Source organism: Streptomyces calidiresistens, from assembly GCF_014141525.1.
GTDB lineage: Bacteria > Actinomycetota > Actinomycetes > Streptomycetales > Streptomycetaceae > Streptomyces > Streptomyces calidiresistens.
Genome location: NZ_VKHS01001271.1, coordinates 1 through 1,022, shown reverse-complemented (window position 1 = coordinate 1,022; position 1,022 = coordinate 1). Strand labels below are relative to the sequence as shown.

The window sequence follows — 1,022 nt, the reverse complement described above, 5'->3', positions numbered from 1 at the left end:
CCCGGGCCCCCCGATGCCCCGGGCACCGACGACACCGGGGAGCCCCCCGCCGGAGCCCTGCGCGCCCTGCTGCCCGTCCTGGCCGGCCACCGCCGCATGATGGCCCGCACCTTCCTGGCCGCCCTGCTCGGCCAGGCCTCCCTCGTCGCCCTCCTCACCGTCGCGGCGTGGGCGGTCGGCGCCGCCGTCCTCACCGCGACCCCGCCCCCCGCCGCCGTCGTGGCGGTGCTCGTCGCCCTGGTCGCGGTGCGGGCCCTGACCACCTGGTGGGAGATGGACCTCTCCCACGACCTGGCCTACCGGGTGCTCGCGGAACTGCGGGTCCGGGTCTTCGACGGTGCGGCCCGGGGCGCTCCCGCCCGTACCGGTCGCCGGCACAGCGGGGACCTCGCCGGAACGGCGCTGGGCGACGTCGAGGCGCTGGAGTTCTTCTACGCGCACACCACGGCCCGCGTTCCGGCGGGCGCCGTGGTGACGGCGGTCGGCGGCGCGGTCCTGGCGGTGCTGGAACCGTGGCTGCTGCCGGTCGTGCTCGCCGCCGGCGCGGCGCTGCTGCTCGTCCCGGTGCTGGAGCGCCGGGCCCGGGCCGCACGCGGCGCCCGCACCCGCCGGGCCGCCGCCCGGTTGTCCGCCGAGACCGTGGACACCGTGGACGGCCTGCCCGAGTTGCTGGCCTTCGGCGGCCTGGAGGAACGCCGGCGGAGCCTGGCCCGGCGAGGCCGGGAGGTGGGGGCCGCGCAGCGCGCGGAGGCATCCCTGGACGCCGGGACGGCGGTCGCCCGCGACCTGCCGGTCATCCTCGGGGTCCTCGGCGTGGTGGCGGTGGCCGCCGTGTCCGCGGCGGACGGCCGGCTCTCCGGGGCGATGGTGCCGGCCGCGGTCGTGCTGGCCCTGGGCATCCTGGGCCCCGTGGCCGAGACCGCGGAGGCGCTGGGTCGGGCGGTCGGCCTGCGCGGGGCCGCCGCCCGGGTCGGGGAGGCCATCCGCACCCCGGCCGGCGCGCCGCCCCCCGCCCACCCGGT

General features: G+C 80.4%; 1 protein-coding gene. It reads left to right on the top strand.

The genetic code is table 11. From position 1 onward, the window contains the following. On the top strand, positions 1-1,022 hold a 1,022-nt coding region (locus FOE67_RS26815), incomplete at both ends, for an ABC transporter domain-containing protein (protein ID WP_498370725.1).